Raw genomic sequence first — 11639 nt, 5'->3', positions numbered from 1 at the left:
TTTATCTAGTCATCGTTCACATTAGCGCGAAGCGAGAGAAACAAACGGCATCTATTTCTTAATCTGAAATGTCGGGAGTAAAGTAAATACAATCGCGACAAACAAGACCGAGCCTATTAAATCTTCAGGGCGATGCATGCCCAGCCATAAGCGGCTATATGCGACGCTCATTCCCCACATCCACAATGACAGTGCAGAGATATAGCACTTGTTCTGTAAGAACAAACCACCAAAGAAAGCCAAACAAATCGAAACGAAAATCGTATGGCCGGATGGGAAAGAATAGTCTTTCTCGCCTTGCCAATGGCGCGTTCGCCAATCACTGACGTGTTCAGAAATCTGGTTAATTACGTTGGCTTGCTGCTTTGTATCCAACTGATAAAACGCTTCTGGGTGCTCAATCAATTGCTCTGCAGCAAGCAGTTCGGCGTAGGGACGCGGGCTTTCTGTCATCAGTTTTAGCCCCGTTTTGCTGGCAAAACCAATCACCAGTAACAACCCTAACATTGAGAGTTTTTGTATCCACTCAATGCGACTTGGTTTAAAGCGAAATAAAGAAAGCAGTAGCAGTGTTAACGTAATTAAAAAACCTTTGCTACCAGCAGAATCTGTGAGCAAAGTAAAAGTAATACCCAGACTTTCAGGCACCTGTGAAGTGAGATTGTGATAAGAGCCAAACAGCGACATTGGGATGATGCCAAGAACAAACAAGGCGAGCATCATCAATCCATATTTTTTGGTTTTCATTGAGAGCGTTTTGTTTTTATTGAGGGTTATTCAACCACGTGAAAATAATGGGCTTATCTTACGTTATCTGGCGTGAAAAACTTATCAACGCTCTGTCAATTTGACGAGAGAATGAAGGTTGAGTGATGAATTGATGACACTTATCCGGAGGGTAAAGGCGCTCATCCTTAAGCGCTGGGGTCTTAATCCATCAGAGAAAGTAAGTATTCTGCTGCTTTGGTTGGGTTTTCTGCATGACAAATGGCAGAAACCAAAGCCAAACCATGTACACCTGTCGCACTCAGGGCAGGAATGTTGGTTTCGTTAATGCCGCCAATGGCAACAATCGGCAGTGAAGTCGTCTCTAACGCCATTTTCAAACCATCAATACCCCAATGTTTTTTGGTGTTGGTTTTGGTTGGCGTCGCGAAGATTGCGCTCAAACCGATGTAATCAATTGGAAGAGAATCCGCTTGTGCAAGCTGCTCTTCATTTTCGATGGATAAGCCGAGGATTTTGTTTGGTCCAATCAACTCACGAGCGATATTTGCTGGCATGTCTGATTGCCCGAGGTGAACCCCATCAGCATCGACAGCCAGTGCGACATCAACGCGGTCATTGATGATCAAGGGCACATCGGTATCTTTAAGGATGTCTTTGACGGCTTGAGCACGTTCGATAAACGCACGCACATCGCCGTGTTTTTCGCGGACTTGTACCATGGTCACGCCACCTTCCACGGCTTTTCTCACGACACGTTTTAGTGTGGCTAAATCTTGTTGGTCGTCGGTGACCAAATACAAACGATAGGCGTTCATTGTGTTTCCTTTCGCCTCCCACTTTCGTTGGAGTGAGAGGCGTTTAAAGCATTGAGAAGCGATTTATCTCACTTGTAATTTAAGGCGTGTTGCCAGTGTTTCTTCATCCAGTTGGTAAAGCTCATCCAAAAGATGCATTTGCAAGCTACCTGGCCCTCGCGCTTGCTCAGCCGCAATTTCACCCACAACGCCAAGCACCGCTGCCGCAGCAAGGCCCGTTTCGTCGCCGATTGCTGCGAAAGCGCCTGTTAGAGCCGTTAGTGTACAACCCATTCCGGTTACGTATGGCATCATCTCGTGACCGTTGTTTAGCTGCACGGTTTGCCCTTTCGTGACGATGTAATCAGTCTCGCCAGAAATCACTACGCTCGCGCCGTACTCTAAGACTAAGAAGTTCGCTGCGCCAAGTGCTGCGTCGCTGCTGTCTAACGCATCGACGCCTTTGCTTTGTGCTTGCTCGCCAGCGAGTGCAATGATTTCTGAGGCGTTACCACGAATGATCAGCTTGTTTGCAAGGCGTGCGATCTCACGTGATGTCTCGGTACGTAGTGAGCTTGCTCCGCAACCGACAGGGTCGAGTACAACGATTTTACCATTGGAATTGGCTTGCTCTACGGCATAGCTCATGCGCGGTGTCCAAACGCTGTCTAGGGTACCGATGTTGATAACCAGTGCGCCAGCGAACGACATCATCTCTGCCATCTCTTGTTTGGAGTGCGCCATGATTGGAGAAGCGCCGATCGCTAATAGTGCGTTTGCTGTGTTATTCATCACCACGTAGTTAGTGATGTTGACGACTAACGGCTTTTGCTGGCGTACTGCGGTTAATGCTTGGGTGATTTGTTCAATTAACATGAGACTCTCCGATTAATCTTGCTGAGCGTTTAGACCTTGTTGCCAGAATGCCACTTCCATACGCGTTGCAGTTTTGAATACCTGAATCAGGTTTTGACCACGCTGACTATTGATATCGATTTCCGCCAATAACTGATTAAAGTGTTCTGCACCTTTTGCGACACCAGATTGGAATTCCTCACCACCGTAGAGGTTGATCCAACTTGCGTATGGGTTACCTTCGAGCACAGTGCTTTCGTCTTCAATCAGCATCTTACCGATTACGGCATAACCGATAGAGCATGGTGCTAGTGCCGCGTATAGATCAACAAGATCGCCCGTCATGCCAGCATCTAATACGTAACGGGTGTAAGCCACAGTGCCGAAATCTTCTGGCTCGTTTTCTAAGTCGGATTCTGTCAGTCCCCATTGCTCACAGTAAGTCACGTGGTGGGCGATTTCAGAATCGAGCAATGCGTGTACGCTTGGTAGGGCACGGCGCATGTCATCCAAAGTACGTGCTTTGTAGATCGCTAATGCGTAAGCTCGTGCGTACTGCTTTAGGAAAAGAAAATCCTGCTTTAGGTAATGCAGAAAACAAGGCTGAGCCAGAGTGCCTTGCGCCAATTGCTGCACGAAAGCATGCTCAGTGTATTCTTGCCAATCTTGGCGGCAAGCGTCGATCAAATCTTGGTATTTCATTATGAGTATCTCGTTATCAAAAGACCCTAGGCTTAGATCCTAAGGTCAGTAGAATTAGTCAAAGCTCGGTACGTAATCTTTCGCTTTTGGCAGTGTTTCGATGATGTTTTGTGAATACATGAACTGCGCATAATCATCGTAGCGTTTCAGATCTACTGCGGATGGACGAAGAGCGAAACGAGTTAGCGTGTCGTTCCAAGCGCGTTGGTTAAGCTCGTTGTTGAGCGTGTCTGGTGAATAAGCCACGAACTCTTTCCACGACTCTTTTGGATGGTTAACGATGTAAGTGGTCGCTTGCTCTAGTGCTTTGTTGAATGCCTTGATGGCTTCTTTGTCGTAGTTTTTTGCATTGGCTACGAAGACTAACTCGTCATACGCTGGCACGCCGTGTTCTTCAGGGAAGAAGGCCTTAGCTTTATAACCTTCTAGTGCCAGTTGGTTGGTTTCGAAGTTACGTAGACCGCCCCAAATCGCATCCACCTTGCCAGACGCAAGAGACGAAGACAGCGCCCAACCTACGTTGATGATTTGTACGTCAGAAAACTTCACGTTTTCTTGCGCTAGCATGGTGCCGATTGTCGCTTCTTCGTTGCCTGCGATCGCAATACCGATCTTCTTGCCTTTCAAGTCGCCAAGGTTTTCATTCTTACCGTTATCCAGCACCATCAACGTGTTGAGTGGCGTAGCAATCAAAGTCGCAGAGCGGATTAGTGGCAAACCCGCCGCGACATCGATAGTTAGGCTTGGTTGGTAAGAAATCGCCATGTCGACTTTACCCGCCGCGACCAACTTAGGTGGCGTGCTTGGATCTGCCGGCTCTTGAATGTTGACCTTCAAACCTTGTTCTTTGAAGTAACCACGCTCTTTGGCAATCACGATAGGACCATGATTTGGGTTGACGAACCAATCCAACATCAGTGTCATCTCTTTTTCTGCTGCAAGCACATTGGTTGATACCACTGAAGCGAGTAGAGCAGCAGCGCTCATAAGTTTGTTTTTATTCACGGGGTTCTTCCTTTTCTTTCCCAATTTTCTTTGGTTATTTTCTGTAATTATTTGCTTTCCCAAGGGATGGCTTTTTTCAATAATTTATCGGTGATGAAGTAGAGTGAGATAGACAGCACGGCTAGGATAAACAGCGCCGCAAACATCTCATCAATGATCATGCGAGCATTAGCTTGGAGCATCAGATAACCCAAGCCTTCACTTGAACCTACCCACTCACCGACCACTGCTCCAATCGGCGCAATAACGACGGCAACACGAATGCCTGAGGCTAAAGTTGGTAGGGCGGCTGGCAATTGAATATGACGAAGTAACTGCCATTTAGACGCGCCCATGGTCTTGGCAAGGTCGAGGTAACCTGTTGGTGTATTACGTAAGCCGTCGTAGCAACATGTGGTGACGGGGAAAAAGATGATGATCGCCGCCATGACGACTTTCGATGCAATGCCGTAACCCAGCCAAAGCATGAGTACTGGCGCGATGGCGAACACAGGGATCGCTTGGCTAGCAATCAGAATGGGCAGTAACCAACGCTTCAGCGGTTCGAACATCAGCATTTGCAATGCGAACAGCAAACCCATTGATAATCCAAGCGCCAAACCAAGTAAAATCTCTTGCGCGGTAACCCAAGTATGTTTGAGCAAGACATCGTAACGAGTGACCAATCTATCCAGCACTTCAATTGGTGAAGGTAAGATGAAGCTTGGCATGTCGAATACCACAACAACCAACTGCCACAATCCCAAGATCACCGCTGTGCTAATGACCAAGCGCAGAGCCGGATGGGTCACGCGTTCTTTTTTACTAATGCGTGCCGAAACGGAGTTGTACTGAGTCATATCACTCATAGTCTTTCTCCAGTTGATCCAAAATCGCTTGTTGTAACGCCGCGCACTCTCCATCGAGAACTCGGGGCGGCTTGGAGTCTGGAACGACCAAGTGCTGAGCTTGCGCAGGTGTGCCTTGCAACACATAGAGTTGGTGAGCTAATCGCACCGCTTCTTGTGGGTCGTGGGTAATCAGAACAACCGTCTTATCTTTCAGCAATTCGGCAGACAAGGTTTGCAACTTATGACGAGTAACCGCGTCCAGTGCAGAGAAAGGCTCATCCATCAGAACTAGAGGCTTGTCTTGCATCAGAGTGCGAGCAAGGGCAACACGTTGTCTCATGCCGCCAGAGAGCTGAGCTGGCTTAGCATCCGCGTAATCGGCGAGTCCCACTTGGCTTAGTAAAGTCAGTGCACGTTGTCTATTTTGCTCTGGTGATTGGTCTTGAGAAAATCGAGAACTGAGGCAGACGTTGTCTAACACATTTAACCACGGCAGTAACAAGTCTTGCTGCGCCATGTAGGCAATACGCTTGTGTAAGGTGATGCCATCCGTGGTCGTTAACTCGCCATGCCATTCAACTTTGTCGTCTAACAAACCCGCTAGATAACGAAGGATCGTCGTTTTTCCGCAACCACTGCGACCAAGTAACACCGTCCATTGATTGGCAGGGATGGTCATACTCAACCCAGCTAATGTTGGTGTTTGGCTGTCTTTGTATTGCAGACTTGCTTCGGTAAGCTGAATGCCGAGTGCATTAGCGCACATGCGTGTGACCTGCAAAAAAATGGTTCACAGGACCATGACCTTTACCGACATCCAATTCGTCAGCGTGTGCGATAGCTTGGCTGATGTACTGCTTACCAAGGTGCACCGCTTTGTGCAGGTTGTTGCCTTGACCAAGGTAAGACGCGATAGCAGAAGACAGTGTGCAGCCTGTGCCATGGGTGTTTTTGGTTGGAAAGCGTTTAGCGCTAATTAACTCGGCATTGTCTTGCATGATCAGCAGATCGTTGCTGTTTTTGTCTTTTTCCAGATGACCGCCTTTTAACAGCACCGCTTTTGCCCCTAATGCGCGCAAGTCAGCAATCATATCGTTCATTTCAGATTCTGATTGAGGCATTGGCTTACCCGTCAATGCTGCGCCTTCGGGTAGGTTAGGGGTAATGATGTCTGCGAGCGGAATCAATTCTTCTTTTAAAGTGCTGATTGCCGACTGTTCCAGTAATAGATCGCCGCTGGTGGCCACCATCACAGGGTCAATCACGAGGTGTTTTGGCTGGTATTGTTTAATTTTGTCTGCAACGACTTTGATGATGTTGGAATCTGCCAGCATGCCCACTTTGACTGCAACGATGTTGAGGTCGGTAAATACTGCATCAAGTTGGCTCTCTACATGGTCGAGAGGAATGGGGAAAATCGCAGAAACGCCTTGGGTATTTTGCGAAGTAATCGCCGTGATTACCGAGCAAGCAAAACTGCCGGTTGCGGACATCGCTTTGATGTCGGCTTGAATACCTGCACCGCCACCACTGTCTGAGCCCGCGATGGTCAATACGATAGGGGTAGGCAAGGCTGGCGTGTGATGTGAATGAGGTTGTGATTGCTGCGTCATGGTCGCTCCTACTACAAGACGTATAGGAACTGACTTTGACCGTTGCAGATAGATCGATTTTTCGATCGCTATCGCTTACCTAAGAGGGGCGACGAAAGGCAAAGTGTGCATAGTTCCCTACGTCAGTGCTAACTGAATCAGGTTCAACGGGTCTCGAATTTCGATCTCAGCCAACACTTGTCGTGTGGCCCCCCGACTATTTCGTTCGGATGATAGCAGGACCATTGCGGAAGGGATACGTTTTTTGAGCGTAATTATAATGAGTATTCAATTATGCGAGGTGAGTGATAAAGTAAGCACCTAAATGGTTTGCTGGGTGGAATTTACTAGTGCAACGCTCTGGTGAATGAGCAGAACCTGGAATATTTAATAAATAATCGTGGTCTCGTTAAGCAAGGATTAGCACAAAACAAGGTTAAAAAACTGTTAAAATTTAACGTGTTGCCAATTTAACTTTGTTGAACTTTTTCACAGTTAATTAGGAAGGCTAAGACGATCATCGAGCAAGGAGACTTCATGCTTAATTCTGTAACAGCGAAGTCAGTGATCGATCATGCGCTCTTTTTGGGGGCTGATTTCGCTGAACTATTCGTTGAACATCACCAAACCAACACTGTCCAGATCGCATCTGGTGAAGTGGATAAGGTTAACTCGGGTATCGATTTTGGTATCGGTATTCGTCTTTTTTTCGGTCATAAGGTGCTTTACGGTTACACCAACAGCACAGATGAAGCCGAACTAAAGCGCGTAACCTCGCTGCTTGCTGCAAAAGACAAGCGTGAGCAAATCGCGTCAGCGGGTTCTTTGAATTTGAACCGCTACCCAATCCAACATGGTTGCCGCATGCCGCTAGGTAAGGATGCTAACCTAGATTCAAAAATCGCGTTTCTATTGAAAGTTGACCAAGCCGCACGTGCTGAGAGTGAACATATCAGCCAGTTTATTGGCAGCGTTCTTCAGCGCGAGCAACAAGTGTCTATCTTCAACTCAGAAGGTCTACACGTTGACGATACTCGCCACTACATTCGTGTTGCTGGTAACACTGTCGCGCAAAAAGGTAATGAGCAGTCTTCTGGTATGGAAGGTCCTGGCGCTCTTGCTGGTTGGGAATTCAGTGAACAGCTTGATGCCAAAGAGCTAGGTCAAACTATCGCGCAGCAAGCGTTAGTAAAACTTGGCGCGGATGCTTGTCCATCGGGTGAAATGCCGGTGGTGATTGGTAACGGCTTTGGCGGCGTTATCTTCCATGAAGCATGTGGTCACTTGCTAGAAACCACTTCAGTTGCGAAGAAAGCATCAGTCTTCCACGACAAGATGGGCGAAATGGTTGCTCACACCGCAGTGAATGCAGTCGATGATGGCACCATGACCAACGAATGGGGCTCGATTCACATTGATGATGAAGGTATGAAGACTCAGCGCACTCAACTGATCAAAGACGGTAAGCTAACCAGCTTCATGGTCGATAAAATGGGTGGCATGAAGACAGGTTATGAGCCTACGGGTTCTGGTCGTCGTCAAAACTACAAGTTCGCACCAACCTCGCGCATGCGTAACACCTTTATCGAAGAGGGCGAGCATTCACTTAATGACATGCTGGCAGGCATCGAACGTGGTATCTATGCGAAGAAGATGGGCGGTGGCTCTGTTCAACCGGGTACGGGGGAGTTTAACTTTGCTGTTCGTGAAGCCTACCTCATTGAAAATGGCAAAATCACCAAGCCTCTGAAAACAGCAACGCTGATCAGCACGGGTCCAAAAGTGTTGAAAGAAATCAGCATGGTCGGCAAAGACATGGCGCTTGCGCCGGGCATGTGTGGTTCCGTGAGTGGTTCAGTACCAACAACTGTCGGTCAGCCAACGCTGAAAGTAGATAACATTCTGGTAGGAGGCGGTAACTAATGAGCCAAGAACAACAACTTCTTAATGCGGTTGATTACGTCCTATCAGAAGCAAAACGCCAAGGTGCAGAAGCGGACGTCATTGTAAACCGTAACAGTAGCTTTTCTTTGAAAGCGAACCAAGGAAAGCTGGATGAGTACAAAGTAAGCTCAAGCCAAGTTCTGGGTGTTCGTGTTGTGAAAGATGCGCGTGTTGCAACAAGCTATTCTGAGTCGTTAGAGCAACCAAGCTTGGATTTGATGCTGACCAACGCACTGCAAAGCGCTCGCTTTTCCAAGCAAGATGAACATCAGACGATTAGTTGCGTGAACAGTCAAATCGCGACTGATGTTGCTGAGATTGCGCAAGAAGATACAACTTCTGTTGACGAAAAAATCGAACTGTCTCTCGCTCTTGAGCAAGGCGTAGTGGCTCTGCCTCACGCCTCTAGCGCACCTTACAATGGTTACAGCGATGGCGAAACACAACTGATCATTGCCAATACTCAAGGCACATTGTGTCAACACTTCGAGCGCTCGTTCACTTGTTACGCGTATACCTTGTTTGAAAAAGACGGCAAACAGTCAATGGCGGGTAGAATGTCACTGGGTCGCCGTTTTGATGAGTTGAATCCAGCTTACTGTATCGAGGGTGGCTACAACCTTGCTCGCGATCTTCTTGAAGGCGCACCGGTTGCGACGGGTAACTACCCTGCTATCTTCCACATCAATGCGCTAGCAAGTTTATTCGGTGCTTTCGGCAGTGCTTTCTCTGGCGTAAGCGCGATGAAAGGCATTACGCCACTGGGTGACAAGCTTGGTCAACGTGTTGCGAGTGATTTAATTACCTTTACTGATACGGCTTACATGCCAAATGGTATGGCAATCGCGAGTTTTGATAGTGAAGGCTTCGCTACTCAAGATAATGTCATGATTGCTAATGGTGAGTTGAAAACCTTGCTACACAACAGCCAGACCGCAAGTTACTTGGGCGCAGTCTCGACAGCAAGTGCCGCTCGCGGTGCAAAATCGAGCCTAGACGTATCAGCGAATCACAAAGTGATTGCGACAGGCAACAGCAGTGCGTCAGAAGTAAAAGCGGGTGAGTACCTAGAGTTAGTCGAGCTTCAAGGTGTCCATTCTGGTGCGGATGCAGTGAGTGGTGATTTCTCATTTGGTGCGAGTGGCTTCTTGTGCTGTGATGGAGAGCGCGTTCAACCAGTTCGTGGGATCACGGTAGCGGGTAACTTCTACAAGATGCTGCAAGAAGTTGAGGCAGTGGGTGATACTCAGTTAATTAACGATAGCCGAACTTTCTTCTCGCCAGACGTTCGTTTTGCTCGTTTGAGCATTGGTGGTAAGTAAACTTAGCATCCCTATAGAAACAAAAAAGAGGACTCAATGGAGTCCTCTTTCATTACCTAGCAACGTGTGCGCGAATAACTAGAATTCGCGTATGTCCAACTCATTGTGGATCAATACCACACACTGAGAAGCGAAAAGCATCTTAGGACCTAAGCTGATCTTCTCTGTGCCAAGGCGCTTTAAGCTGTTAAAAGACTTTTTCGGCATCGGTATATGGTCAGTTAGCAAGAAACATGGATTTTCACCAATTTCTGCATCACGAACAAATTCGCCTTTCTTATCCAACATATATAGTTGGTGATCTTCTGCCAGCTCTTGTACTAGGCGTTCAAAGCTCACTGTACGAACGGTAATACCAGGTTCGACTTCACGAAGTTGCTCTTTACCCATACCAACCGAAGCATCCAAAGCGCGAGCCACTGCTGCAATCAAGGTTGACTCATGGAAGCCGCCAATGTTGGTGATGTCGTTGGAGCGAATAGTAATGGTGCGTGAGAAGTCTTTTGTGCTTTCCAAAACCAAGTGAACAACCACATCTTCACGGTGTGATTGAGCAACGAACATAGTGTTCATCATGGTATGAGCAAGAATCTCTGTATGCGCTTCATTACCAACACCTTCTAACAGTGCTTTGCTGGTGGTTGGCGCCGCGCGAGCTCGTAAAACAAAAGAGCGCATGAATTTAGCCTCTATATAGGAAGAGTGAATGCGCGGAAGTATATACCCAAGCAGGGAAGGGATGCGAGTTTAATAGCAAATGTGAACTTACTTACAAAGCTTCGATTGTCGTGCGGAGTGTGCTGGTTAAAATAGAGGTAACCTGTTAGGAGCGGTATATGGAAATCAAACAGATAAATAAAGACATTTATAAAAAGAAAGTAAACCTTGTGATTGGCGGTTTTGTTGCGTTGCTCGCCATCTCCTCTCTTGCCTTTAGTACCTTGTTGATTGTTTTGTTTGGCAACACTGAAGTCGTACCAGAACAATCAACGGGCAATTTCCATTGGAATTTGATTGGTGTCGTTCTCGCAGTTGCAACTTCCCTCTCTTTATTGAATCACATTAAAACTCGACCATACATGGAAGAAGTGCTGTACGTTTGGAAACTCAAGCAACTGCACAACAAAATCTTTCGTAAACTAAAAAGCATTAAAGCAGCCGCGAGCAATGACGATGTAAAAGCGCTCACTACGCTTAAGTTCTATTACACCACGCAACGCCAAGTGTTTGAGCTAGACAACAACACATTAACGATGAGCAGTGTAAATAAAGAACTAGAGGCTATCGAGCAAATCGAAGCGGCGCAATCACTGAGTCTCGATATCACAGGCTTTGAAGAGTCTTGGATAGACACATATTGATTGCCTATTTGCTACTTGAAGTTAACAACTGAGTGCTAAAAATAAGCGTTTGAGTGAGATTTAATCATTCGACGCTTTTTTTTGAATTTTTTTCTGAAAAGGGGTTGCTAAGAAAAATCATCTCCCTATAATGCGCCTCCGTTGTCAGGGCAAAGCGGAAACGCAAAAGCGGTTGGCAAGAAGGCGAAAGAAAACTTCTAAAAATTAATTTAAAAAAGTGTTTGACACTGAAAATTAATTCCTTAGAATACGCCTCCGCTTCGATAGCAAAGCTTACGAAGCAAGCTCTTTAACAATATAGACCTATCAATCTGTGTGGGCACTCGTTGATGATAATCCAATTAGATACCTCGGTATCAAATTAGGTTTCAATGAAACGAAGTGACCATTGAATCTTCGGATTCAGCACAGTCAATTCAAGCATTACTTTATGTAATGTTCAGTATTCATTGAGCCGAACAAAATCTTAAATTGAAGAGTTTGATCATGGCTCAGATTGAACGCT

General features: G+C 46.7%; 12 protein-coding genes and 1 riboswitch. Of the genes, 3 read left to right on the top strand and 9 right to left on the bottom strand.

The genetic code is table 11. The annotated features are described in order from the left end of the window. Positions 1–51: 51 nt before the first annotated feature. The 8 genes from R7190_RS00060 to thiD form a co-directional block, all read right to left on the bottom strand. Positions 52–747, bottom strand: a complete 696-nt coding sequence (locus tag R7190_RS00060; RefSeq protein ID WP_167415782.1) for a phosphatase PAP2 family protein — start codon at positions 745–747, stop codon at positions 52–54. Between the two features lie 182 nt (positions 748–929). Continuing rightward, positions 930–1544, bottom strand: coding sequence for a thiamine phosphate synthase (gene thiE / locus R7190_RS00055; protein WP_167415781.1), 615 nt, complete (start codon positions 1542–1544; stop codon positions 930–932). Between the two features lie 63 nt (positions 1545–1607). Further along, positions 1608–2399 carry a hydroxyethylthiazole kinase gene (thiM, locus tag R7190_RS00050; protein WP_186585541.1) on the bottom strand — a complete coding sequence of 264 codons (792 nt, stop codon included), beginning with the start codon at positions 2397–2399 and terminating at the stop codon, positions 1608–1610. 12 nt (positions 2400–2411) lie between these two features. Further along, positions 2412–3080 carry a thiaminase II gene (gene tenA, locus R7190_RS00045; protein ID WP_053304011.1) on the bottom strand — a complete coding sequence of 223 codons (669 nt, stop codon included), beginning with the start codon at positions 3078–3080 and terminating at the stop codon, positions 2412–2414. A 54-nt stretch (positions 3081–3134) separates the two neighbouring features. Next, positions 3135–4085 carry an ABC transporter substrate-binding protein gene (locus R7190_RS00040; protein WP_005374293.1) on the bottom strand — a complete coding sequence of 317 codons (951 nt, stop codon included), beginning with the start codon at positions 4083–4085 and terminating at the stop codon, positions 3135–3137. A gap of 47 nt (positions 4086–4132) precedes the next feature. Further along, complete coding sequence (locus tag R7190_RS00035) at positions 4133–4933, bottom strand: ABC transporter permease (protein WP_009706843.1); 801 nt, start codon at positions 4931–4933, stop codon at positions 4133–4135. After that, positions 4926–5681, bottom strand: a complete 756-nt coding sequence (locus R7190_RS00030) for an ABC transporter ATP-binding protein (protein WP_186585540.1) — start codon at positions 5679–5681, stop codon at positions 4926–4928. Before R7190_RS00030 ends, R7190_RS00035 begins: the two co-directional genes overlap by 8 nt. Then, positions 5671–6528, bottom strand: coding sequence for a bifunctional hydroxymethylpyrimidine kinase/phosphomethylpyrimidine kinase (gene thiD, locus R7190_RS00025; RefSeq protein WP_186585539.1), 858 nt, complete (start codon positions 6526–6528; stop codon positions 5671–5673). Before thiD ends, R7190_RS00030 begins: the two co-directional genes overlap by 11 nt. A 97-nt stretch (positions 6529–6625) precedes the next feature. Continuing rightward, positions 6626–6733: riboswitch (TPP riboswitch) on the bottom strand. A gap of 311 nt (positions 6734–7044) precedes the next feature. Between thiD and R7190_RS00020 the strand changes: the two genes are divergently transcribed. Beyond that, complete coding sequence (locus R7190_RS00020; protein ID WP_017820998.1) at positions 7045–8430, top strand: TldD/PmbA family protein; 1386 nt, start codon at positions 7045–7047, stop codon at positions 8428–8430. After that, positions 8430–9773, top strand: a complete 1344-nt coding sequence (locus tag R7190_RS00015; protein WP_054575237.1) for a TldD/PmbA family protein — start codon at positions 8430–8432, stop codon at positions 9771–9773. Before R7190_RS00020 ends, R7190_RS00015 begins: the two co-directional genes overlap by 1 nt. 78 nt (positions 9774–9851) lie before the next feature. Here R7190_RS00015 and trmY read toward each other — a convergent pair whose 3' ends face one another. Then, the gene (gene trmY / locus R7190_RS00010; RefSeq protein WP_017634347.1) at positions 9852–10451 is read right to left on the bottom strand and encodes a tRNA (pseudouridine(54)-N(1))-methyltransferase TrmY; all 600 of its coding nucleotides are present in this window, start codon (positions 10449–10451) and stop codon (positions 9852–9854) included. A gap of 158 nt (positions 10452–10609) precedes the next feature. Here trmY and R7190_RS00005 point away from each other — a divergent pair, with 158 nt between their 5' ends. Further along, entirely contained in the window at positions 10610–11134 is a 525-nt protein-coding gene (locus R7190_RS00005; RefSeq protein WP_170893875.1) for a DUF3087 domain-containing protein, read from the top strand. The last annotated feature ends 505 nt before the right edge of the window (positions 11135–11639 follow it).

This window comes from Vibrio sp. 1078-1, from assembly GCF_033340475.1.
The sequence above is the reverse complement of the archived record's forward strand: the minus strand, read 5'-3'. Positions and strand labels throughout refer to the sequence as shown.

Coding starts and splice junctions, on each gene's coding strand:
- R7190_RS00060 (WP_167415782.1), bottom strand. CDS start 747: ATGAAAACCAAAAAATATGGATTGATGATGCTCGCCTTGTTTGTTCTT.
- thiE (WP_167415781.1), bottom strand. CDS start 1,544: ATGAACGCCTATCGTTTGTATTTGGTCACCGACGACCAACAAGATTTA.
- thiM (WP_186585541.1), bottom strand. CDS start 2,399: ATGTTAATTGAACAAATCACCCAAGCATTAACCGCAGTACGCCAGCAA.
- tenA (WP_053304011.1), bottom strand. CDS start 3,080: ATGAAATACCAAGATTTGATCGACGCTTGCCGCCAAGATTGGCAAGAA.
- R7190_RS00035 (WP_009706843.1), bottom strand. CDS start 4,933: ATGAGTGATATGACTCAGTACAACTCCGTTTCGGCACGCATTAGTAAA.
- R7190_RS00030 (WP_186585540.1), bottom strand. CDS start 5,681: ATGTGCGCTAATGCACTCGGCATTCAGCTTACCGAAGCAAGTCTGCAA.
- thiD (WP_186585539.1), bottom strand. CDS start 6,528: ATGACGCAGCAATCACAACCTCATTCACATCACACGCCAGCCTTGCCT.
- R7190_RS00020 (WP_017820998.1), top strand. CDS start 7,045: ATGCTTAATTCTGTAACAGCGAAGTCAGTGATCGATCATGCGCTCTTT.
- R7190_RS00015 (WP_054575237.1), top strand. CDS start 8,430: ATGAGCCAAGAACAACAACTTCTTAATGCGGTTGATTACGTCCTATCA.
- trmY (WP_017634347.1), bottom strand. CDS start 10,451: ATGCGCTCTTTTGTTTTACGAGCTCGCGCGGCGCCAACCACCAGCAAA.
- R7190_RS00005 (WP_170893875.1), top strand. CDS start 10,610: ATGGAAATCAAACAGATAAATAAAGACATTTATAAAAAGAAAGTAAAC.